The sequence below is a fragment of the Enterobacter mori genome (genome assembly GCF_025244905.1).
GTDB lineage: Bacteria > Pseudomonadota > Gammaproteobacteria > Enterobacterales > Enterobacteriaceae > Enterobacter > Enterobacter mori_A.
In genome coordinates, this window is sequence record NZ_CP104285.1 from 2,500,920 (window position 1) to 2,521,899 (window position 20,980).

General features: G+C 53.3%; 21 protein-coding genes. 6 read left to right on the top strand and 15 right to left on the bottom strand.

Features of this window, described 5'->3' with window-relative positions:
- Positions 1-13: 13 nt before the first annotated feature.
- The 15 genes from N2K86_RS11825 to pspA all read right to left on the bottom strand — a co-directional run bounded on the left by N2K86_RS11825 (position 14) and on the right by pspA (position 14,452).
- Positions 14-928: an OmpG family monomeric porin gene (locus N2K86_RS11825; RefSeq protein WP_260658733.1), complete on the bottom strand. Its 915-nt coding sequence runs from the start codon at positions 926-928 to the stop codon at positions 14-16.
- A gap of 66 nt (positions 929-994) precedes the next feature.
- A complete protein-coding gene (locus tag N2K86_RS11830; protein WP_260658734.1) occupies positions 995-2,077 on the bottom strand; it encodes an ABC transporter ATP-binding protein in 1,083 nt (360 codons plus the stop codon).
- Between the two features lie 2 nt (positions 2,078-2,079).
- On the bottom strand, positions 2,080-2,757 hold the full coding sequence (gene pgmB, locus N2K86_RS11835) for a beta-phosphoglucomutase (protein ID WP_260658735.1): 678 nt from the start codon (positions 2,755-2,757) through the stop codon (positions 2,080-2,082).
- On the bottom strand, positions 2,747-5,029 hold the full coding sequence (locus tag N2K86_RS11840; protein ID WP_260658736.1) for a glycoside hydrolase family 65 protein: 2,283 nt from the start codon (positions 5,027-5,029) through the stop codon (positions 2,747-2,749). Before N2K86_RS11840 ends, pgmB begins: the two co-directional genes overlap by 11 nt.
- A complete protein-coding gene (locus N2K86_RS11845) occupies positions 5,023-6,081 on the bottom strand; it encodes a Gfo/Idh/MocA family protein (protein WP_260658737.1) in 1,059 nt (352 codons plus the stop codon). The genes N2K86_RS11840 and N2K86_RS11845 overlap by 7 nt, the downstream gene beginning before the upstream one ends.
- Before the next feature lie 11 nt (positions 6,082-6,092).
- Entirely contained in the window at positions 6,093-6,881 is a 789-nt protein-coding gene (locus N2K86_RS11850; RefSeq protein WP_260658738.1) for a sugar phosphate isomerase/epimerase family protein, read from the bottom strand.
- A 17-nt stretch (positions 6,882-6,898) separates the two neighbouring features.
- The gene (locus N2K86_RS11855) at positions 6,899-7,951 is read right to left on the bottom strand and encodes a zinc-dependent alcohol dehydrogenase (protein WP_260658739.1); all 1,053 of its coding nucleotides are present in this window, start codon (positions 7,949-7,951) and stop codon (positions 6,899-6,901) included.
- Between the two features lie 28 nt (positions 7,952-7,979).
- Positions 7,980-8,822 carry a carbohydrate ABC transporter permease gene (locus N2K86_RS11860; RefSeq protein WP_003856865.1) on the bottom strand — a complete coding sequence of 281 codons (843 nt, stop codon included), beginning with the start codon at positions 8,820-8,822 and terminating at the stop codon, positions 7,980-7,982.
- Positions 8,809-9,690, bottom strand: a complete 882-nt coding sequence (locus N2K86_RS11865; RefSeq protein ID WP_089600651.1) for a carbohydrate ABC transporter permease — start codon at positions 9,688-9,690, stop codon at positions 8,809-8,811. The genes N2K86_RS11860 and N2K86_RS11865 overlap by 14 nt, the downstream gene beginning before the upstream one ends.
- Before the next feature lie 21 nt (positions 9,691-9,711).
- Positions 9,712-11,004 carry an ABC transporter substrate-binding protein gene (locus N2K86_RS11870; RefSeq protein ID WP_260658740.1) on the bottom strand — a complete coding sequence of 431 codons (1,293 nt, stop codon included), beginning with the start codon at positions 11,002-11,004 and terminating at the stop codon, positions 9,712-9,714.
- Between the two features lie 14 nt (positions 11,005-11,018).
- A complete protein-coding gene (locus N2K86_RS11875; protein WP_260658741.1) occupies positions 11,019-12,716 on the bottom strand; it encodes a sugar phosphorylase in 1,698 nt (565 codons plus the stop codon).
- Between the two features lie 200 nt (positions 12,717-12,916).
- Positions 12,917-13,138 (bottom strand): phage shock protein PspD, encoded by a 222-nt coding sequence (gene pspD, locus N2K86_RS11880; RefSeq protein ID WP_010431696.1) that lies wholly within the window; start codon positions 13,136-13,138, stop codon positions 12,917-12,919.
- 12 nt (positions 13,139-13,150) lie between these two features.
- The gene (gene pspC / locus N2K86_RS11885) at positions 13,151-13,510 is read right to left on the bottom strand and encodes an envelope stress response membrane protein PspC (RefSeq protein ID WP_260658742.1); all 360 of its coding nucleotides are present in this window, start codon (positions 13,508-13,510) and stop codon (positions 13,151-13,153) included.
- Positions 13,510-13,734: an envelope stress response membrane protein PspB gene (pspB, locus tag N2K86_RS11890; protein WP_260658743.1), complete on the bottom strand. Its 225-nt coding sequence runs from the start codon at positions 13,732-13,734 to the stop codon at positions 13,510-13,512. Before pspB ends, pspC begins: the two co-directional genes overlap by 1 nt.
- Positions 13,735-13,783: 49 nt before the next feature.
- Positions 13,784-14,452 carry a phage shock protein PspA gene (gene pspA, locus N2K86_RS11895; protein WP_260658744.1) on the bottom strand — a complete coding sequence of 223 codons (669 nt, stop codon included), beginning with the start codon at positions 14,450-14,452 and terminating at the stop codon, positions 13,784-13,786.
- 166 nt (positions 14,453-14,618) lie between these two features.
- On the opposite strand from pspA, the gene pspF reads away from it, so the two are divergent.
- From pspF to sapF, 6 genes are all read left to right on the top strand, one after another.
- A complete protein-coding gene (gene pspF, locus N2K86_RS11900) occupies positions 14,619-15,596 on the top strand; it encodes a phage shock protein operon transcriptional activator (RefSeq protein WP_260658745.1) in 978 nt (325 codons plus the stop codon).
- Positions 15,597-15,684: 88 nt separating this feature from the next.
- On the top strand, positions 15,685-17,325 hold the full coding sequence (sapA, locus tag N2K86_RS11905) for an ABC transporter substrate-binding protein SapA (protein ID WP_260658746.1): 1,641 nt from the start codon (positions 15,685-15,687) through the stop codon (positions 17,323-17,325).
- On the top strand, positions 17,322-18,287 hold the full coding sequence (sapB, locus tag N2K86_RS11910) for a putrescine export ABC transporter permease SapB (protein WP_260658747.1): 966 nt from the start codon (positions 17,322-17,324) through the stop codon (positions 18,285-18,287). The genes sapA and sapB overlap by 4 nt, the downstream gene beginning before the upstream one ends.
- A complete protein-coding gene (sapC, locus tag N2K86_RS11915) occupies positions 18,274-19,164 on the top strand; it encodes a putrescine export ABC transporter permease SapC (RefSeq protein WP_089600639.1) in 891 nt (296 codons plus the stop codon). Before sapB ends, sapC begins: the two co-directional genes overlap by 14 nt.
- A complete protein-coding gene (sapD, locus tag N2K86_RS11920; protein WP_260658748.1) occupies positions 19,164-20,156 on the top strand; it encodes a putrescine export ABC transporter ATP-binding protein SapD in 993 nt (330 codons plus the stop codon). Before sapC ends, sapD begins: the two co-directional genes overlap by 1 nt.
- Before the next feature lies 1 nt (position 20,157).
- Positions 20,158-20,964, top strand: a complete 807-nt coding sequence (gene sapF, locus N2K86_RS11925) for a putrescine export ABC transporter ATP-binding protein SapF (protein ID WP_089600634.1) — start codon at positions 20,158-20,160, stop codon at positions 20,962-20,964.
- Positions 20,965-20,980: the final 16 nt, after the last annotated feature.

The following is a 20,980-nucleotide window of genomic DNA, read 5'->3' on the forward strand; positions in this document are numbered from 1 at the left end:
GGTATTGTGTCGATCAGAATGCGTAATTCACGCCAACGCCCGCATAGTGGAAGCGGTCGCTTTCACCTTCATCATGGTTTTCCCACTCATAGGCGTATTCCAGCGTCATGGATAAACCATTGTTGAAATCATAAGCGTAGAGGAGACCAAGTCGGTTGAAATCGTGCCCTTCACGCTCAGGATCGTCCTGCCAGTCCCAGTTCGACCAGCGATCAAGCCCAAGGCGGGTATAAGGTGTTAGCGTCGTCTGGCCTAACGAAATGGGCAGATACGCGCGAATTTCCTGCGTCGAAAATTCGCCGTTATCACGGGAACTGTCCATATTAAAACCGCGCTCTAAATAGTAATTCACTTTAGCGGCGAAGGTTTCGTTGAGGGTCCAGGTAAAGCCCGTTTCAGTTTCGACACGGCTGTCAGAATATCCTGTTTTTTCCAGGTCATTGGCAAACTGATACATGGCAAACCAGCCGCCGAAACGCCAGTCATCGGTTAATTTAATATCCCAGTCAGGTTGAATTTTATAGCGCTGCATATTAGCACTGCCATCTTTCGCGCCCTTTTCATCTTTGAAGTGATATCCATAATTACGGAAACCACCCGTCAGGCCGAGTGTGAAATCATCCGATCCAATAAAGCGATAGCGCAATTCAAATTCAGGACGGTCGAAATAGGTTCCGCGTGTCATGCTGCTGTAATCAACTGGCCCTTCCTGATACATCGCCATCGAAATTGTCCACGCATCCCAGGTGGCGTTAAACCACACGGAGGGTTCATATAAACCATCTTTATCGTCGCCCTGACCTTCTACGTTTTCAATTTCATACATTGCACCGATATTAAACGCCCAGTGTTTAGCCGTTTCTTCGGCTTGCGCGCAGCTAACCCCTGCGCACAGCACGAGCGCAGCACTTCGTAGTAGAGTACTCATTAAAATATTCCTTTATAATTAACAAACAAAAAAACCGGAAATTTGCATTTCCGGCAAACACCTTTCTTATCTAATAGCCGCCTCGGTATCCGCGTCGAAGAAATGGCACTTAGTCATATCAAACTGGATGCCGATAGTGTCTCCGGCAACGTAGTCATTGGCCGCACCCGCCCGAACGACCAGTTCATGCCCGCCGACGCTGGCATAAAGCATAAACTCCGCGCCCGTCAGCTCGGCTACGATCACTTTCGCGGCAATGTCTTCCCCTTGGCGTTGAAGTGTCAGAATATCTTCCGGTCGGATCCCAAACACTACGGCTTTACGTTGATAGCCCGCGGCGTTGAGTGCCGCAAGCTTCTCTTCCGGGATTTCCAGACGCAGTGTTTCCGTCACAAAATAACGGTCGTCTACTGCCCCGCGAATGAAGTTCATGGCGGGTGAACCAATAAACCCGGCGACAAACATATTCGCGGGCTCGTTATACACCTGCTTCGGTGCCCCCACCTGCTGAATAAAACCGTCCTTCAGTATCACGATACGGGTAGCCATCGTCATCGCTTCCGTCTGATCGTGGGTCACGTAAATCATCGTGGTATTGAGTTTCTGGTGCAGCTTGCTGATTTCAGCGCGCATCTGCACGCGAAGCTTGGCGTCGAGATTGGAGAGTGGTTCATCCATCAGGAAGACACCGGCTTCACGCACTATTGCCCTGCCTAATGCCACACGCTGCCGCTGGCCGCCGGACAACGCGCCAGGTTTACGCTTGAGATATTCACGCAATCCCAGGATTTGAGCCGCCCAGTTAACGCGCTCTTCGATAACCGCAGGCGCAATTTTTTGCATCTTCAGGCCAAACGCCATGTTGTCGTAGACCGTCATATGTGGATAGAGGGCATAGTTCTGGAAAACCATCGCGATGTCGCGAGACTTGGCGGGAACGTCGTTCATGCAGACACCGTCAATCACCAGTTCACCGGCGCTGATCTCCTCCAGTCCGGCAATCATGCGCAGCGTTGTCGATTTACCGCAGCCAGACGGCCCGACGAAGACGATGAACTCCTTGTCCTCAATTTCGAGGTTGAAATCCTTAACCACGTGGACCTGGTTATCGTAGATTTTCTGAATGTGTTTCAGAGACAGTTGAGCCATTATTAATTCCTTATCAATACCGTCTGGGACGCCCAGAAATCAGTCAGGCATTTCCAGGTCAGTTCCCGCGTTGAATGAAGTTGTAATCCCGCATGGTTCAGACCAGGTCCAATCCCAACCGACAACATCCCTGCCGCATTGATCGCTTCAACGCCCGCCGCCGCATCTTCGATACCGATGGCCTCTTCAGGGCGGACATTCAGCCCTGCGCAGGCAGCGAGGAAAATCTCCGGGTCAGGCTTTGAGCAGGTAATACGAGAAGCATCAGCGCAAAAATCAAAAGCCTTATGAATGCCCAACGCCTGTAATATGCCGGGGGCGTTGAGGGAAACAGAGGCAAGCCCAATTTTGATTTTCGCCGCACGAATATCCGCCAGGACTTCGCGGATACCCGGAAGCAGCGAATCTTGCGTCAACGACGCCAGGGACTGGACATAGAGATCGTTTTTCTTCGCGGCAAGCGCGAGGCATTGCTTGTCGTCAAACGCCCCCTCTTTTCCACCGTGTTGCAGGATCCGCTGCAGGGAATCCATGCGGCTAATTCCCTTTAGCTGCTCGTTAAACGCCTCGTCGATGGTGATGCCAATCTCCTGTGCCACGCTACGCCAGGCCAGGAAATGCAGATGTGCGGTATCGGTGATCACGCCATCCAGATCAAATACAACAGCATTAAGCGTCATAGCGCCCCTCCGTGGTAGCGGTCCCATTCATGGGCGTGAGAAAATCCGTACGTGCAAAGGTCTGCAGCCCCGAGACGTTAAGGGTTTTACCCCATAGCGTTAACGTGACGGGTGCAGAGGATTCAACGGTCAACGCATCATGTTCAAATGAGAAACGCATTTGCGCGTTACGCCACCGCAACGGGAAGCTCAGTTTTCGCCAGTGGGCAGGCAATTTCGGCGCGAGATGAAGTTCCCCTTCCACAATCTGCAACCCGGCAAAACCCTGAATCACACCCGACCAGATGGCACCGGTCGCGGCGGCGTGAATACCGTCATCGCTGCTGTGCGGATCGTCACCCAGGTCGATGGCGACACCGTCACGCCATAAGAGATATGCCCCTTCAGTGTCCCCGCAACGCGCAGTCACGATCCCGTGAATGGCCTTGCTCAGCGAAGAGTCATGTATGGTACGCGGCTCGTAGAAAGCCAGGTTGGCAGCGCACTGTTGTGGGGTAAACCTTTCCGGCAGCAGGTAGTTGAGCATCACCACATCGGCCTGCTTGAGGATCTGCATCTCATTCACTTCAGCGCGAGAGTAATCAAGCAAAATGGTTTGTTTACCCGCTTTCGCTTTATAGCGACTAAGATCGATAGCCGGTTTCGTCATGAAGGTATCATCCTGAGGAAGGACACCTTCGGCATTTGCCTCCGGAAGCCATAAACGCGTCAGAAAACGTGTGGCATTCGTCAGGAAGGCGGCATCTTCCCGACCAAACATCGACATAAACTGGCGGGCACAGGAGACGTTATGCCAGGCCAGATAGTTGGTGTAAGCGTTGTTGTTGACGTGTTCGGTGTATTCATCCGGCCCGATCACATCATGGATTTCCAGACGACCGTTGGCTTCGATGGCACGCCCCATCCAGAACGTTGCCGTCTCCATCAGTAACGTCAAACCTTCATTGCGCATAAAGGCGTCATCCCGTGTCGCCTGCCAGTAAGCGACAACAGCCCACGCGATATCCGCCACAATGTGGTGTTCGGCCAGCGCAGAGGCCACTTTCTGACGTGTGCCCGTACGAATGTTGATTGCCGCGAATTCCGGCGTCTCCTCCTGACCACTCGCGGCGCTTTCCCACGGGAACAGCGCGCCAGGCCAACCGTTACGACGCGCTTTTTCACGTGCTCCACAGAGGTTAAGCCAGCGATAGCGCAGCAGGTTGCGGGCAATCTGTGGACGGGTGAACAGATGGAAAGGCAGCAAGAAAATTTCGGTATCCCAGAAGACGTGACCTTTGTACCCTTCCCCGGTCAAACCTTTGGCGGCGATGCTGCTTCGCTCGTCATGCGCTGGCGTCATGGCTGTCAGATGCCAGACGGCATAATCAAGCGCCATCTGATCCTGTTTGTCCGTGGACGCCACGTCAACCCGCGCGTCACGCCAGACGTTCTCCCAGGCATGCGCGGAGTTCTCCAGCAGCGATGCGTAACCTTTTGCCGCACACACTTTGAGATCGGCCAGCGCATTGCGCGCATAGGTTTCCTGCGAGAGCGTTTTGTCCTTGCGGTGAGCGATCCACACCAACTTTTCAAGTGTGACAGTGTCACCGGCAGGAAGCGTCAGCGAATGGTGTGCCATGACGCGGCGATTTTTCGCGCTAAAGCAGCTGTCGCTGCTATTCGACGACAGACGGCAGCTTGTGGAGATCACCACCTCTGCCTCGCGATCCTGGGTTTCATAGACGCCCTGCAGGTAATGCTGGTCAAAGACTCTGACAGAAACTTCGTCCAGATGCTGTCTGCCGCTGTTGGTTTGTGTCGCATCAATACCTGTTTTTAACATCACCTGCGATGCCGCATCCAGCGGCGTGATCGACAGTTGCATTGCAACCAACGGCAGTTGAGCGAGTGACACAAAGCGACGGCTATCCAGACGATAGCGCTTCCCATCGGGCGCGCGCCAGAGAACCGTGCGACGCAGTTCGCCGTTGGCAAAATCCAGCTCGCGCTGCCAGCTCAGAATCTCCCCTGACAGGAGGGTAAAATTCACACCGTCCAGTTCAATCTCGATGCCTGTAATATCCGGCAGGTTGATCAATTCAGTGGTTTCATTCCGACCCGCGCGATGATACAGCCCCGCCAGATACATGCCTCTGGTTTGCTGGGTATAGTCCTCCTCATGCGCAGCGCGAATGCCCATATAGCCATTGCCGCAGGCCATAATAGAAGCGAATTTGTTCAGGCTGTGTGGACAAAAGCCCGGATCGGTTAATACAGACACGTTCAGCATAACGTCACGCTTTCCCCTGTTTCTGCTGATTCATAGAGCGCGGCAACAAGCTGCTGGATAACCAGCCCCTGCTCCGCATCAGCAATCATGACCGGCTCTCCCTGCACATGACGAACAAAGGCGTCCATGCTGCGCAAATGTCGCCGATCGTCAGCCTCTTCGCGCTGCGTGAGAGTCTGTAATACCCCGGCTTCGTCAGTGTAAATGTGTGCCGGGAAAAGCGTTGCCCCGGCCTTTTCACCGCAGAATGAGACATTCATGATCGACTGCTCGCGAATATTCAGGGCAAACGAGGTGTCCAGACGCAGGATGCCGCCGTTGCAGAATTCAATCGTGCCGAACAGCGCATCTTCAACGGTAAACTGAGCCGGATCCCACTCACCAAACTGGCCGCTGTTTTTCCTGTTTCCCAGTCGCTGGAAGCTGTGCGCCGTGACCCGTTTTACCGCCGGGAACCCCAGTACATACATGGCGGCATCCAGCATATGAATGCCGATATCGATCAACGGTCCGCCGCCCTGCAACGATTTGTTCGTAAAAACGCCCCAGCCCGGCACGCCACATCGACGCAGCGCCTGCGCCGTCGTGAAGTAGATCTCGCCCAGGACGCCATTCAACACGGCCTCACGCAGCAATTGCGTATCGCGTGCAAACCGGTGGTGAAAATCATACGCCAGCACTTTTCCCGCCTTACGGGCAGCAGTACGCATCTGTTCGGCCTGCTGCGGCGTCATGGCAGGCGGCTTTTCACACATGACATGGCATCCGGCGTCGAGCGCCGCCATAACATGTTCAAAGTGAAACCGGTTAGGCGAACAAACGCTCACCACATCCGGTCTGACCGTCTCCAGCATGGTTCGCGCCTCCTGCCATGCAGACGGGATCCCATGACGTTCCGCAAACGCCTGTGCCTGTTCAGGGCGACTGTCCATGACAGCCACCATCTGAACATCACTGCGTGTGGCGTAATACGAGGCATGAACTTTGTCCGCAACCTGTCCGGCGCCAATGATGGCGACGCGCAGAGGCGAAGATGTTGAAGCACTCATCACGCATGTCATCCTTAGCATTCACGCAAATAAGTGAGCGAATCCTGATAAGCCTGCGCAGGATTGTCAGCACGAACACGACACTCATACACCACGTAACCCTGATAATCGTCAGCACGCAGCTGATCGAACAGGCTGGCAAAATCGAGGCTGCCGCTGCCCGGCTGGTAGCGGTGGTTATCTGCGATGTGGACATGACCCAGCAGATCGCGGTTGTGGTGCAGCGCATCCGTTAACGAATCTTCTTCGATGTTCATATGATAGAAATCGCCGATGATCTGCACATGTTTGAGCGCATTCTCTTCAATATAACGACGCGCATCCGCCAGGGTGTTGATCATGTGGTCCTGATAGCGATTCAGCGGCTCCAGGTATACCGTCGTCCCGGTGCGTGCGGCCACTTCATCCAGCCAGCGAAGCGAGGCACTGACAGCTATGCGGTCACCGTCCAGGCTACGCGGAGAGGTCATTGGCGGCAGACGGAAGGTAAACATCCCCCAGGCCGCAGGGACGATAATGCCCTTACCGCCCACTTCTGCAAGCGCTTCCAGAATACGTTCAATCTGCTGTAAACCGTTAAGACGGCGTTCTTCGATAAAGTCACCGATCCAGCCGTCGTATCCGCCGCATGCCGTTGTCACCGGTAGGCCAGTGGCTTTAATGGCGGCTTTCACTTCGTCGAGATTATCGACCAGCAGTCGGCCATCAATTTCGTAGCCATCAAAACCCATCGCTTTGATGTACTCGAATTTTTCCATGATATTGGTCGGGAAAAAGGCCTGGTTTTGTGTTGCGATCTTCATTGCTTGCTCTCCTTAGCTTAAAAAGTGACGCCCATTTTGATGCTCAGTTCAGGGTGCTGATCGACATATTTCATGTAGCTCTCAGCGCTGGTGGTAAAGGTGACAACCGGGTCGATCAGATCCTCGCAATTGAGATAACCGTTCATCAGCAATTCCCAGCAGGTCTCTTCAATACGCTTGCGGCTCCAGCGCGGGTAATCCGGATTGGGTTCACTGCAGGCACGGGAGAAAACAATTTTCGCATTGTTGAAATGCGCTTCGCGACCGAGGTTGAATCCTGCTGCAAACGGTTTGGCGAACGCCACGTAGGAGATGGTTCCACCGTAAGCGAGACCGCGCAGAGCAGATTGCAGCGCATCGGCAAAACCACTGGTTTCGATGATGACATCCGCCCCCTGCTTACCGGTCAGTTTTTTAATTTCAAGACCGACATCAGTACCGATTGGGTTCAGGCAGTGGTCCGCGCCATGGCGGCGAGCAATCTCACAGCGATGTTCGATAGGATCGACACCGATGACCACTGACGCGCCAGCTTTCTTCGCCAGCTGAATCGCGATCTGACCAATCGCCCCCAGCCCGACAACAACCACAAAATCACCCACACGGACATTGGCATCACGTACGCCGCTCATGGCGAATTGCGCCGGATCGTAGCAAACGGCATTTTTCCAGGACGACCCCTGCGGCATTTTGCGCAGTTTGTAATTGTTAACCGCGTTTACGATGACCGTTTCCTGCAATGGACCGTAGCAGCAGACGCTGTCGCCAATCTGGTATTCCGTTACGTCAGCCCCGCATTCGATGATGTCGCCGACGATCATGTTCCCCAACTGGAATTTACCGAACTCAATACCGCGGGCCGCGCCCTCTTCACGTGGCGTGAACATCTGCCACTCGGCGTTGAACTCTTCATCAATAAACGGGCTTGCCGCGCGGAAATCCACCACTTCAGTGCCGTGTTTCGGCGCGCCAAAGCGGGCACGAATTTTCACTTCGTGAACGGCAACAGGACGATCTTCATATTCCACCAGCGCCGCCACGCGGGGTGCTGTCGCAACTAACTTTTTCATGACTGACTCCTTGTTAAAATTGGCCGCCTCAGCCCTTCACGCCACCGGCGGTCAAACCACTTTTAATAAAACGTTCAGACAGCGCGTACATGATGACCACAGGCAGTGCCGTGACCAGCGATGCCGCCATCATGCGACCCCAGATGTAATCTGGCGTGCTAAACAGGGTGTTGAGTCCTACCGGCAGGGTGAAATTGCTGGCGCTGGACAGGAAAATGGAAGCAAACAAATAGTCGTTCCACGCCACCATGAAGCAGTAGACAAACACCGACACCAGACCGGAAATCGCCAGCGGCACGGTGATGCGAAAGATGATTTGCAGACGGTTAAGGCCGTCCATCATCGCGGCTTCTTCTATTTCGTCCGGAATGGTGTCGAAGTAACTGCGCAGCATGAATACCGCCGTCGGCAACGTCTGGGTCACCATGGTGATAATCAGCGCCAGTTCGGTATCGTAGATCCCGAGCGCGGTGATGATTTTGAACAGCGGCACCACCAATAAAATCCCGGAGAACATGTAGACGGTGTAAAAACTCGCATTGATCGTCGTGCGTCCTTTAAACCGCAGTTTGGACAAAGCGTAGGCACCTAATGTACCGAGAAACACCGCTATCACTGATGAGGTCAGCGACACCACCATGCTGTTGCGGAAGTAATCCACAAACGGGAAAATCAGTGGGTTAAAAATGTCGATGTAATGCTGTAACGTCCACTCCTGCGGCAGAATCGTCGGATGCAGCGAGATCGCTTCTTTGGCGCTTTTAAACGACGTCATCAGCATCACGAAGAACGGGAACAGCGTGATGATGAGAAATACCGCCAGCCCCAGATAAAAACCAATACGGCCCAGCACGCGTTTATTTGTTGCCATTGAGGTTTACCCTTTTTCTGGTCAGCAGAATGACGGCGAAGATGATCACGAACAGCACCACTGAGATAGCGGCGGCTTTACCCAGATCGTTGAAGGCAAAGGCCGTTTTATAGAGATAGACGCCCAAAATATCGACCTTCGTAGTCAGCAGATAGACATCCGCAAACATGTAGAACATCCAGATGGTTCGCAGCGTAACCACCGTTGCCAGAACCGGCATGATCGCGGGCAGCGTGACAATGCGAAAACGCTGCCAGGCATTCGCGCCATCCATTTCAGCCGCTTCATATAACGACTTATCAATGGTCTGCAAAATGGCCAGGAACGAGATGAACGCATAGGGGAAATAGCGCCAGATGGCAAACAGCACCACCAGCACAAAACTGCTGCCAGGGTTGTCAAACCACAGCGGTGCCTGGTCATACAGATGCAGCAGGTCAACGCCCAGATAGTTCACAATGCCGTAGCCGTTGTTGAACATGTACTTCCAGGCAAACACCAGCGAAATTGACGGCGTAACGTAGGATAAAATCACCAGTGAACGGGCCGTTTTGCGCAGGCGAAATTCACGGTTAAAGAAGATGGCGACGGCCAGCCCCAGGCCCGTACTGCCCATAACGACCAGCGCGGTGTACCAGAACGTCATCCACAGCGAGTGCCAGAACGCCGCATCACTCAGAATACGGATATAGTTATCCAGCCCAACAAACACGGCATCGATGCGCGGGTTGAGCGGCAAGCGTAAGAAACTGATTTCAATGTTGGAAATCATCGGCCAGGCCACCAGGCCCCCCAGCAAAATCAGGCTGGGGGCCAACAGCAGCATGGCGAAAGGCATATCTGAACGACCAGAAAACAACGTCTTCATAATTCCCTTCGCAAAGCGCTCCTATCGTTGTGAAATCAGGTCAGTCAGTCGCTTCTGGCTGTTGCTTAACGTTGCACTGAGATCTTGTTGACCTACCGTGACGTTATGCACCATAGAACTGATAATGCCGGAACCCGTGACATCGCCCATGCGGGTGAAGTTTTTGTCACCCACGGCACCAAACACCTGCACGTTCGGGAACTGCGCGATCAGCTCGTAAGGCAGTTGCCCAAACGCTTTAATCACATCGTTGTTTTTCCAGGTTTCAGTGCCCACGACCAGTTTGTTCACGGGCAACGCTGCACCAGGCGACATCATGACCCAGTCTGTTGCGTTCTGAGCCTGCTCCATCCAGGTGACAAATTTCTCTGCCGCTTTGGTTTCCTCTTCGGTTTGGCCTGTGGTGATCGTCAGTGATGTGATCATGCCGTAGACCGCCGAGGATTTTTCAGTCGGGACCACAAAGCCCAGGTTCGCAGGATTGCCGTCTTTGAAGACCGCGGGAAGGATGTAAGTGGAGTAAACGGCCATCGGCGCAGAGCCGTTCATAAACGCGTCTTTGATCTCCATGACATCGTTTGACCCAGGCATGGTGGTTGCCGCCAGCGCTTTATAAAAGGCCAGCGCTTTCGTCATCTCTGGCGTATCAATCTCCACGTCACCTTTCGCATCAAAGACGTTTGCGCCACCCGAAAGCGCGAACTGGGAGAATGCCTGTTCCGTCATCACGCTTTCTGCCGTTGGCAACGCAATCCCGTAGTGTTTCTTGCCCGGATCGTTGAGTTTCTGAGTGGCTTGCAGCAACTGCTCCCAGTTATGCGGCTCTTCAATGCCCGCAGCCGCCAGGATGTCTTTGTGATACCAGACGCCGGACAGCCAGGCACTGACAGGCACGCCGGTCCACGCCGTGCCGTCTTCAGTACGCACCACGCGAAAAATGCCATCGTAGAAGGTGTTTTCACCTACGGCTTTAATCGCTTCACCGATCGCATCCCGATCCAGTAACTGCTCTTTGTCCATCACCTTTGCGTAGTCATGGCTGACTTCGATCACTTCCGGCAATGCGCCGGTACGGGCCAGAGTGATGACCTTGGTGTTGTAGGCATCCTCTTCCACCGGTACCTGTTTCACCGTGATGGTTGGATTTTCCTTCTCGAATTTCTCAATCAGTTTCGTGATGACGGCCTGACGTTCCTGCTCCACCGACGAATGCATAAATTCAATGGTGACGTTCGATGGCTTGTCGTCCTTACATCCTGATATCAGGGCGCACGAAACCAGTGCTGACATCAGCACAATTTTGGGCATCTTCATTTTTGAGGTCCTTTTTAGTTTTCTTTAATCCACATCACCTGCCATGGATTAAGGGTCAGAGTCGTACCGCTAATATTCTGTTTCGCAATCAGTTCCGTACCGGATATCCCTTCAGAATTTACGGTCTGAATATGTTGGCTAAAGTTAAATAACGCCGTTATTCGCTCACCATTTTCGGCCACGCGAATAATTTTAAGAACATGTTCACCGGATGTTTCGAAAAGTGCGAGACTATCTGGATGAAATACCTGCTCCGATCTGCGAATCGCAATCAATTCGCTTAGCTGATTAAATATTTTATGGCGGATGCCTGTTTTGTTTGAGAGTTCTGAATCAATCTCACTGGCAATGTATTTTTTACGGTTGATTGCGCGGTTATATCCAAGTCGCTCAACGCCTTCATAATCATTACGTGAACCCAACGCACTTTGAATATAAATGGCAGGTACGCCAGGGAAACTCAACAAGACTGCATGCGCCAGAATAAAACGTGCAATACGTTCGTTATCAGCTGCATTTTTTGGGCTTAATGCATCCAGATAGGTAACATTAATTTCATAAGGACTTCGCGTTCCGTCAGGGTTATTTTTCCAGTTAACCAGAGCCCCTTCCTGCTGAAGTTTTTCCACCAGCGAAAGGATGTCGGATTCAGGTAAAATCCCGCGTAACGGATTCAGGCCGATACCATCATGCGACGCTAAAAAATTGAACCAGGTGGTTTTCGTGGAAGGGAGTTCCAGCGATGAGGCCCACTGGCTCAGGGTGCGGACATCCTGACGATGGATGGCATGCAATACCAGCGGCGGTAAAGAGAACTGATACACCATCTGCGCTTCATTTTCACCGTTACCGAAATAAGAAATGTTGTCTTTGTGCGGAACGTTTGTTTCGGTAATGATGACCGTACCCGGTGCCACAGCCTCGGTAATCGCGCGGAATAGCTGGATGAGCTGGTGGGTTTGTTCCAGATGGATGCAGTGTGTTCCAGGGATTTTCCACATAAAACCCACGGCATCGAGACGGATATAATTCGCCCCTTCCGTCAGGTAATGAAGCAGTACATCCACCATCGCAATTAACACGTCCGGCGAAGCAAAGTTCAGATCGATTTGGTCTTCGCTAAAGGTGGTCCACAGGTGGCGGACAGTGCCGTCATGAAGCGTAAAAGGCGTCAGAAGCGGTAACGCTCGAGGGCGCGTCACGGCGGATAAGTCTGTTTCAGGATCGACAGAGATAAAGAAATCTTCATAGCCAGGAGTTTGCTGTAGATAGTTAGCAAACCATTGGCTTTTTGCCGACATATGATTGCACACGTAATCAAACATCAGGCTGGTGGACTGTTTTAATTCAGCAATGTCACTCCAGGTTCCGGTTTCTGGTGCCACTTCATGATAATCGATAACAGAAAAACCATCGTCAGAGGACCATGGATAAAAAGGCAGAAGATGGACATGAGAAAAGGAACGAGAAAGCCACTTATTATAAAAACGGGTAAACACCGGCAGCGCTTTCTCCCCTGCCGCCGAAAACTGATCGGCATAGGTAATGAGGACGACATCTTTTTCATCCCAGCCAGATTTACGTTTTTCCGTAATAAGAGAAGCGGCATTACCGATTTTTTCTAATAACACCTTGCGATGTGTATCAGTAAAGGTTTCCCCATAAACAAGAACAATGAGTTTATTAATTTTTGCGTTCACTTTATTTTCCATGGTAGCGGTCCCACGGGTTGCAATCTACTCCCATGAAAAATATCTGTCAACGGACCAGGAAGCATAAAATGGCCCTGACAAAGCAGCGCAGAGCAGTAATGTGAGCTACAGCAAAGAAAGAATAAAAAGACGGAGATGCCAGAAAGAAGCGCCGCTAGCCCTCCTCTCGGGTGAGAAAGGGCTAACGCAATCAGGAAGGGTCAGGAAAAGTATCGACGAGAAACGCGTTTTGCCAGTTTCTGCAGCATCGGTTCCAGCGCCACGGCAAGCAGCATTCTGACCGGTTTACGGGCAACAGATTTTATCGCCCAGCCCGCTACACCAGCCGGACCGTAACGCAACGCTGTCAGCAGGACCAGTTTACCTGCGATTTTCAGGCCGGGTTTTACCTTCTGACCGGCCTGTTGCCAGTTTTGTTTCATTAATATTCTCTCTTAAAGCTGACGAAAACGGCTTCTCAGCGTAAAGGTATCAGAGGTGATATAGCGTTCCATTTCCCGTAGCCGCTTCTCCCCTTCAGCCAGCCGATCGTCAACAACGCTGAGCAGATCGCTACTGGTCGGTGCGCCTTCCGACGCCAGTTCACCGTCAGGAATGGGGTCGAGCACAAACGACAGCACGATATAAGCCACCAGGGTAATAAAAGCCAGACCAAAGAAAATTGATAACACCGTCACTACACGCACCAGTTTCACCGGTACATCCAGATAGTGGGCCAATCCAGCACAAACGCCCCGTACCATACCCTGCTGCGGGATGCGCCATAATTTTTTATTCAGGTTCAGTCCAGACATTAACGCTCCCTCCAGTTTGGATGTTCTGCATCCAGGATAGCTTCCAGCGCCTGAATGCGATCGCGCATCTTATTCGCCTGATCGGTAAGCTGCACAAGACGTTGTTGCTCACTCTGAGAAAGCTCCCCACGCGAAGGACGATTACTGTAGTGCAGCCATAACCAAATCGGCAGAACGAACAGCACGAAAATGGTCAGGGGAATTGCCAGAAAAAGCGCGCTCATGTGTACTCCTTGTTTTATGATGCGGCACGCTCAGGTGCCGCACGAATTATTACTGGTTGTCTTGCTTCATTTTGGCTTTCAACGCCGCCAGCTGTTCGCTGATTTCGTCGTCGGCTTTCAAATCGGCAAACTGCTGATCCAGCGTTTTCTGCTTACCGATACTGTGACTTTCAGCTTCCGCTTCCATGTGGTCGATACGGCGTTCGAAGGATTCGAAACGGGCCATTGCTTCGTCCAGCTTACCGCTGTCCAGCTGACGGCGAACGTCACGGGAAGAGCTTGCCGCCTGGTGGCGAAGCGTCAGCGCCTGTTGACGAGCGCGGGTTTCGCTGAGTTTATTCTCAAGTTCGCCGATCTCTTTCTTCATACGAGAGAGCGTGTCATCTACCAGCGTCACTTCGTGTTCGAGCGCGGTCACCACTTCTGACAACTTCTGCTTTTCAATCAGCGCGGCACGCGCGAGGTCTTCTTTATCTTTACGTAACGCCAGCTCGGCTTTTTCCTGCCATTCGTTGAGCTGGGTGGTAGCCTGCTCAATGCGACGCGTGAGCTGCTTTTTCTCAGCCAGCGCACGAGCGGAGGTGGAACGCACTTCAACCAGCGTGTCTTCCATTTCCTGAATCATCAAACGCACCAGCTTCTGCGGATCTTCCGCTTTCTCAAGCAGTGAGTTGATGTTGGCGTTCACGATGTCGGCAAAACGAGAAAAAATACCCATAATCAAATCCTCATATTTCTGTTATCGGGCGATGCCCTGCTACAGAGATAATACAAATCTCATGCCAAGTTTTTATCTCATTGATATTATTAGATGTGATTGATATTTGCACATTATGGCACTATCCTCACCTGGTGAATATCACTAAGGAGTGGTTAATTTCATCATGAGTGGATACAAAGACAACTTACTGGGTGAAGCGAACAGTTTTCTTGAAGTTCTTGAACAGGTTTCGCGCCTGGCCCCCCTCAATAAACCGGTGCTGATCATCGGCGAACGCGGTACGGGTAAGGAACTGATAGCCAATCGTCTCCACTATTTATCCGGGCGCTGGGATGGTCCGTTTATTTCCCTTAACTGCGCGGCGTTGAATGAGAATCTGCTCGACACCGAACTGTTTGGCCATGAAGCGGGTGCGTTTACCGGTGCCCAAAAACGCCATCCCGGACGGTTTGAGCGTGCAGATGGCGGCACACTGTTCCTGGATGAACTGGCCACAGCCCCAATGCTGGTCCAAGAAAAACTGCTGCGCGTCATTGAATATGGCGAACTGGAGCGCGTCGGCGGAAGCCAGCCGCTGCAGGTTAACGTGCGTCTGGTCTGCGCGACCAATGCCAATCTGCCGGAGATGGTCGCAGACGATAAATTTCGCGCAGACCTGCTCGACAGACTGGCGTTTGACGTCGTACAACTGCCGCCGCTGCGTGAAAGGCGCAGCGACATCATGCTGCTGGCAGAGCAGTTTGCCATCCAGATGTGTCGTGAACTGGGTCTGCCTCTTTTCCCCGGCTTCAGCGACTACGCCACAGAAACCCTGCTCGCCTACCCGTGGCCGGGGAATATTCGTGAACTGAAGAATGTGGTGGAGCGTTCGGTTTACCGCCACGGCAGCAGCGAAACCGAACTGGACAACATTATTCTCGACCCGTTTAAGCGCAACATTCAGCCCGCTGTTGTGCCTGTCGATAACACTAACGTGCCGTCTCTGCCGCTCGATTTGCGTCAATTTCAGCATAAGCAGGAACAGCAGTTACTGGAACAGAGCCTCCAGCAGGCGAAATATAACCAGAAACAGGCGGCTGATTTGCTGGGTCTGACCTACCATCAATTAAGGGCGTTGCTCAAAAAGCATCAAATGCGCTGACATTATCAGCACTTATCTGCAGACATTTTTACGAAGCAGGTGTAAGTGCGATACACTTTGCAGATCGAACCTAAAAACCTTAAAAATTATGCGTCTGGTTTTATCGTCCTTGTTGGCACTCGGTCTGTTCAGCAACCTGGCTGTTGCTGCGCCTGAGCGATCTGCGCTCCCTGATATTCGCGATAGCGGATTTGTCTATTGCGTCAGCGGGCAAGTTGACACCTTTAACCCGCAAAAAGCGGGTAGCGGCCTGATTGTCGATACGCTGGCAGCACAGCTGTACGACCGTCTGCTTGATGTTGATCCGTATACCTATCGCCTGGTGCCAGAGCTTGCTGAAAGCTGGGAAGTGCTGGATAACGGCGCAACCTACCGTTTCCATCTCCGCGATGATGTCGACTTCCAGCGCACGCCATGGTTTACACCGACCCGCAAACTGAACGCGGATGACGTGGTATTTACCTTCCAGCGCATTTTTGACCGTAACCATCCGTGGCATAACGTTAACGGCGGAAACTTCCCCTATTTCGACAGCCTGCAGTTTGCCGATACCGTCAAAAGCGTGCGCAAGCTGGATAACCGGACGGTGGAGTTCCGGCTCGTTCGCCCGGATGCCTCTTTCCTCTGGCATCTGGCAACACACTACGCGTCAGTGATGTCAGCAGAATACGCGGCCGCGTTGACGCAAAAAGATCGTCAGGAACTGCTCGACCGCCAGCCTGTCGGTACGGGCCCGTTCCAGCTGGCAGAGTATCGTGCCGGGCAGTTTATTCGCCTGCAGCGTCACGAGCATTTCTGGCGCGGCACGCCGCTGATGCCCCAGGTGGTTGTCGATCTGGGCTCTGGCGGGACGGGACGTCTTTCGAAGCTGTTAACCGGTGAGTGCGATGTGCTCGCCTGGCCTGCAGCCAGCCAGCTGACCATTCTGCGTGACGATCCGCGCCTGCGCCTGACATTGCGTCCCGGAATGAACATTGCCTATCTGGCGTTTAACACCGATAAACCGCCGCTGAACAATCCCGCCGTTCGCCACGCGCTGGCGTTAGCGATCAATAACCAGCGTCTGATGCAGTCGATTTACTACGGTACCGCAGAAACAGCGGCGTCTATTTTACCGAGAGCCTCCTGGGCCTACGACGGCGAAGCTAAAATTACGGAATACAATCCGGCGAAAGCGCGCGAACAGCTCAAGGCGCTGGGAGCGGAAAACCTGACGCTGCAACTCTGGGTGCCAACCAGTTCACAGGCGTGGAACACAAGCCCGCTCAAAACGGCAGAACTGTTGCAGGCCGATATGGCGCAGGTGGGCGTTAAAGTGATCATCGTTCCTGTCGAAGGTCGTTTCCAGGAGGCTCGCCTGATGGATATGAACCATGATTTGACGCTGGCGGGCTGGTCTACCGACAGTAACGACCCGGACAGCTTCTTCCGCCCGTTGCTCAGTTGCGCCGCGATTAACTCACAGACCAACTACGCGCACTGGTGTCATCGGGAATTTGATGCCGTGTTACAAAAAGCGCTGGCCTCACAACAGCTTGCGTCGCGTATTGAAGCCTACGATGAGGCCCAGGATATTCTGGCTCGGGAACTCCCGGTGCTTCCGCTGGCCTCATCCCTGCGTTTGCAGGCCTACCGGTACGATATTAAAGGGCTGGTACTGAGTCCGTTTGGCAACGCCTCCTTCGCAGGGGTCACCCGTGAGAAAGAGCAAGAGGTGAAGAAACCATGATCATATTTACCTTGCGCCGTCTGCTGTTGCTGTTGGTTACGCTGTTCTTTTTGACCTTCGTGGGCTTTAGCCTGAGCTATTTCACGCCCCACGCCCCGCTTCAGGGATCGTCACTGTGGGATGCGTGGCTGTTCTGGCTTAACGGCGTACTGCACTGGGACTTTGGGGTTTCCAGCATTAACGGACAGCTGATTTCAGAACAGTTGAAAGAGGTTTTCCCGGCGACCATGGAGCTGTGCATCCTGGCTTTTAGCTTTGCTTTGATGGTGGGCATTCCCGTGGGGATGCTGGCGGGCATTTATCGCAATAAATGGCAGGATAAATTTATCAGCGCCATTGCCCTGCTCGGCTTCTCAATCCCGGTGTTTTGGCTGGCGCTGCTGCTCACCCTCTTCTTCTCTCTGACGCTGGGTTGGCTGCCGGTTTCCGGGCGATTCGACCTGCTTTATACGGTTAAAACGGTGAGCGGGTTTGCCATCATCGATGCATGGCTTTCGGATTCGGTCTGGCGCGATGAGATGATCATAAGTGCGCTGCGTCATATGGTGCTGCCGGTTCTGACGCTGGCCGTTGCGCCTACCACCGAAGTGATCCGCCTGATGCGCATCAGCACCATTGAGGTGTTCGACCAAAACTACGTCAAAGCTGCCGCCACGCGCGGGCTGTCGCGTCTGACTATTCTGCGTCGTCATGTGCTGCACAATGCGCTGCCGCCGGTGATTCCCCGCCTTGGATTACAATTTTCTACCATGCTGACGCTGGCGATGATCACTGAGATGGTCTTTAGCTGGCCGGGTCTGGGGCGCTGGATGATCAACGCCATTCGCCAGCAGGATTACGCGGCGATCTCCGCCGGTGTGATGGTGATTGGTTCACTGGTGATTATTGTTAACGTTCTTTCCGATATTTTGGGTGCCATGGCCAACCCTCTGAAGCATAAGGAATGGTATGCCTTACGATAGCGTATACAGTGAAAAGCGCACGCCCGGTGCGCTACGTACCGTGTGGCGTAAATTCTATGGTGACACCACGGCTATGATCGGCCTTTACGGCTGCGCTGGCCTGGCCTTGCTGTGCGTGTTGGGTTCGTGGTTTGCCCCGTATGGCATCGATCAGCAGTTCCTTGGCTATCAACTTTTGCCGCCTTCGTGGTCCCGCTATGGTGAAGTCTCCTTCTTCCTCGGGACTGACGATCTTGGACGTGACGTGTTAAGCCGTCTTCTGAGCGGCGCGGCCCCGACGGTGGGCGGTGCGTTTGTGGTTACGCTGGCGGCCACGATCTGCGGCCTGGCGCTGGGCATTTTTGCAGGCTCAACTCACGGCCTGCGTTCGGCGGTGCTGAACCACATTCTGGATACCCTGCTCTCTATTCCGTCTTTGCTACTTGCCATTATCGTCGTCGCTTTCGCTGGTCCACATCTGTCACACGCGATGTTTGCCGTCTGGCTGGCGATCCTGCCGCGCCTGGTTCGCTCGGTATACAGCCTGGTGCATGACGAACTGGAAAAAGAGTACGTTGTCGCGGCCCGTCTGGACGGTGCGACCACGTTTAATATTTTGTGGTTTGCCGTATTGCCGAACATTGCTGCCGGACTGGTCACTGAGATCACCCGTGCTCTGTCGATGGCCATCCTGGACATCGCCGCGCTGGGTTTCCTCGATCTGGGGGCCCAACTACCCTCTCCTGAATGGGGTGCAATGCTCGGTGATGCCCTGGAGCTTATCTATGTCGCACCGTGGACGGTCATGCTGCCTGGTGCGGCCATTATGGTGAGCGTACTGCTGGTCAACCTGCTGGGCGACGGCATTCGCCGTGCGATTAATGCGGGAGTGGAATAATGCCGTTACTTGATATCCGCAACCTGACAATCGAATTCAAGACCAGTGAAGGCTGGGTGAAGGCCGTGGACCGCATTAGCATCACGCTTGCTGAAGGTGAAATCCGTGGACTGGTGGGCGAATCGGGCTCCGGTAAGAGCTTGATCGCCAAAGCCATCTGCGGCGTGGCGAAAGACAACTGGCGCGTCACCGCTGACCGCATGCGCTTTGATGATATTGACCTGCTGCGTCTCTCCCCTCGGGAGCGCCGCAAGCTGGTGGGTCATAACGTGTCGATGATTTTCCAGGAGCCGCAATCCTGTCTCGACCCGTCCGAGCGCGTGGGTAAACAGCTGATGCAGAACATCCCCGGCTGGACCTATAAAGGGCGCTGGTGGCAGCGTTTTGGCTGGCGCAAGCGCCGTGCCATTGAGCTACTGCACCGTGTCGGGATTAAAGATCACAAAGACGCGATGCGCAGTTTCCCTTACGAACTGACCGACGGCGAATGTCAAAAAGTGATGATTGCCATCGCGCTGGCAAACCAGCCTCGACTGCTGATTGCCGATGAACCCACAAATGCGATGGAGCCAACCACGCAGGCACAAATTTTCCGCCTGCTGACGCGTCTTAATCAGAACAATAACACCACCATTTTGCTGATCAGCCATGATCTGCAGATGCTGAGCAAATGGGCGGATAAAATTGACGTAATGTATTGCGGTCAGACGGTCGAAACTGCCGTCAGCGAAGATCTGGTGAATACACCGCATCATCCATACACCCAGGCACTGATCCGCGCGATACCTGATTTCGGTAGCGCGATGCCGCATAAAAGCCGTCTGAATACCTTGCCGGGAGCCATTCCCCTACTGGAGTCGTTGCCTATTGGCTGCCGTCTGGGGCCACGTTGTCCCTACGCTCAGCGTAAATGCATTGAGACGCCGCGTTTGACAGGGGCGAAAAGCCACCTGTATGCCTGTCATTTCCCGCTGAACATGGAGAGAGAGTGAAATGGTCGAAACCTTACTGGAAGTTCGTAACCTGAGTAAGACCTTTCGCTACCGCACAGGGCTCTTTCACCGCCAGACCGTAGAGGCGGTAAAGCCGCTGAGCTTCACGCTGCGCGAGAAACAGACGCTGGCGATCATTGGCGAGAACGGTTCCGGAAAATCCACGCTGGCGAAAATGCTGGCGGGCATGGTTGAGCCCACCGATGGTGAAGTGCTGATTGACGATCACCCGCTAAAATTTGGTGACTACTCTTTCCGCAGCCAGCGCATCCGCATGATCTTTCAGGATCCGTCGACGTCCCTCAATCCGCGTCAGCGAATTTCGCAGATCCTGGATTTCCCGCTGCGTTTGAATACCGACCTTGAGCCTGAAGCCCGGCGTAAACGCATCGTCGAAACGCTGCGTTTAGTCGGACTGCTTCCCGATCATGTGAGCTACTACCCGCACATGCTCGCACCGGGTCAGAAACAACGCCTGGGGCTGGCACGCGCATTGATTCTGCGTCCAAAGGTGATTATTGCCGATGAAGCCCTTGCCTCTCTGGATATGTCGATGCGTTCGCAGTTAATTAACCTGATGCTGGAATTACAGGAAAAACAAGGTATCTCTTATATCTACGTGACCCAGCATCTTGGCATGATGAAACACATCAGCGATCAGGTCATGGTGATGCACCAGGGTGAAGTTGTCGAACGAGGAAGTACGGCTGATGTGCTGGCCTCCCCGCTGCACGATTTGACGAAACGGCTCATCGCAGGTCATTTCGGTGAAGCATTGACCGCCGATGCGTGGAGAAAAGATCGATAAGCACGGGTCAACTGAG

Bases quoted from the DNA above. Each gene is read 5' to 3' on its own strand.
- pspD (WP_010431696.1), bottom strand. From the start codon at position 13,138: ATGAAACAAAACTGGCAACAGGCCGGTCAGAAGGTAAAACCCGGCCTG.
- sapB (WP_260658747.1), top strand. From the start codon at position 17,322: ATGATCATATTTACCTTGCGCCGTCTGCTGTTGCTGTTGGTTACGCTG.
- pspF (WP_260658745.1), top strand. From the start codon at position 14,619: ATGAGTGGATACAAAGACAACTTACTGGGTGAAGCGAACAGTTTTCTT.
- pspB (WP_260658743.1), bottom strand. From the start codon at position 13,734: ATGAGCGCGCTTTTTCTGGCAATTCCCCTGACCATTTTCGTGCTGTTC.
- N2K86_RS11865 (WP_089600651.1), bottom strand. From the start codon at position 9,690: ATGAAGACGTTGTTTTCTGGTCGTTCAGATATGCCTTTCGCCATGCTG.
- sapA (WP_260658746.1), top strand. From the start codon at position 15,685: ATGCGTCTGGTTTTATCGTCCTTGTTGGCACTCGGTCTGTTCAGCAAC.
- pspC (WP_260658742.1), bottom strand. From the start codon at position 13,510: ATGTCTGGACTGAACCTGAATAAAAAATTATGGCGCATCCCGCAGCAG.
- N2K86_RS11875 (WP_260658741.1), bottom strand. From the start codon at position 12,716: ATGGAAAATAAAGTGAACGCAAAAATTAATAAACTCATTGTTCTTGTT.
- N2K86_RS11825 (WP_260658733.1), bottom strand. From the start codon at position 928: ATGAGTACTCTACTACGAAGTGCTGCGCTCGTGCTGTGCGCAGGGGTT.
- sapF (WP_089600634.1), top strand. From the start codon at position 20,158: ATGGTCGAAACCTTACTGGAAGTTCGTAACCTGAGTAAGACCTTTCGC.
- N2K86_RS11870 (WP_260658740.1), bottom strand. From the start codon at position 11,004: ATGAAGATGCCCAAAATTGTGCTGATGTCAGCACTGGTTTCGTGCGCC.
- pspA (WP_260658744.1), bottom strand. From the start codon at position 14,452: ATGGGTATTTTTTCTCGTTTTGCCGACATCGTGAACGCCAACATCAAC.
- N2K86_RS11855 (WP_260658739.1), bottom strand. From the start codon at position 7,951: ATGAAAAAGTTAGTTGCGACAGCACCCCGCGTGGCGGCGCTGGTGGAA.
- N2K86_RS11860 (WP_003856865.1), bottom strand. From the start codon at position 8,822: ATGGCAACAAATAAACGCGTGCTGGGCCGTATTGGTTTTTATCTGGGG.
- sapD (WP_260658748.1), top strand. From the start codon at position 19,164: ATGCCGTTACTTGATATCCGCAACCTGACAATCGAATTCAAGACCAGT.
- pgmB (WP_260658735.1), bottom strand. From the start codon at position 2,757: ATGACGCTTAATGCTGTTGTATTTGATCTGGATGGCGTGATCACCGAT.
- N2K86_RS11840 (WP_260658736.1), bottom strand. From the start codon at position 5,029: ATGCTGAACGTGTCTGTATTAACCGATCCGGGCTTTTGTCCACACAGC.
- N2K86_RS11830 (WP_260658734.1), bottom strand. From the start codon at position 2,077: ATGGCTCAACTGTCTCTGAAACACATTCAGAAAATCTACGATAACCAG.
- sapC (WP_089600639.1), top strand. From the start codon at position 18,274: ATGCCTTACGATAGCGTATACAGTGAAAAGCGCACGCCCGGTGCGCTA.
- N2K86_RS11850 (WP_260658738.1), bottom strand. From the start codon at position 6,881: ATGAAGATCGCAACACAAAACCAGGCCTTTTTCCCGACCAATATCATG.